Consider the following 876-nt stretch of genomic DNA (forward strand, 5'->3'; position numbering starts at 1 on the left):
GCCAACGGGTGCGGCCACGCCGGGCCGGAATCGATCAGGATAAGATCTGCTAGTTTCCGTAAGATACCCTTTCGAAACCCACCAACAGGCCCCTAACCTCCAGCTTAGGCCTGGACGTGGCCGCAATGTTGGCTGACGTCCTAATTTTTGCATAAGTTGCTGCAGGCTGCTCTAGCGAATAATTGCATCAGTTTCTCCCCGATCTTTCTCCTTTGATTAGGTTGAACTTTTGATGGTTGTTTCTGGCTTAGGAGTAGATGGACGTTATGATTGCACATGACTGTCCTAAAGCTCAATCAGTCAATCCACCATCGATCTGCCCAAATAGGTCTATTGTGCTTAATCCAGTGCCAGATTTTATTTGACCAGAAGCTACTAATTGTCAATGTGACTTCATAGTTAGTTGCATCAGTTAGAACTGTCCATTCTCCTGCTTCATTAAGTTCTTTAGTATTAAAATTCACCTTAATCGATTTGTCAAAAGTTGCAAAATGTATCAGCCCCAAATCAACTTCCCATAAGTCAATTTCAATCAATTTAAAGTCAGGATGTATAGTTTTCAAGCCATTTGCAATCAAATAAAAGCTCTTGATTTGATCAGGAATCCTGATGTTCAAACTTTCTTCTACGTCAACAAAATCACCTAGTTGCACACCTTCACCTAGCTTATAGTCAAACCCCCTTTGAGATTGACGAATTTTATCCAGATGCTCTATAAAGTGCTCGAGTTGCATATTCTGTTTTATATTAGGTTCAACTCTACTGACGCGTGTCAGAGACTAAACTTGAGGTCGTCTTGCGTGCAGATTATTTAGTTCATTGCGCGGTAAATTACCTCGTCTATATGTGTTTTGCGGGCGTGGATGTCAGCCAACG

Annotated in this window: 1 protein-coding gene; it reads right to left on the reverse strand. The window is 42.0% G+C overall.

Annotation, left to right across the window (positions count from 1 at the left end):
- Positions 1-296: 296 nt before the first annotated feature.
- Positions 297-734 (reverse strand): SMI1/KNR4 family protein, encoded by a 438-nt coding sequence (locus DQG19_RS20655; protein ID WP_116128477.1) that lies wholly within the window; start codon positions 732-734, stop codon positions 297-299.
- Between the last annotated feature and the right edge of the window lie 142 nt (positions 735-876).

Origin of the sequence: Lewinella sp. IMCC34183, from assembly GCF_003390915.1 — a bacterium.
In the GTDB taxonomy this organism is placed as follows: Bacteria; Bacteroidota; Bacteroidia; order Chitinophagales; family Saprospiraceae; genus Neolewinella.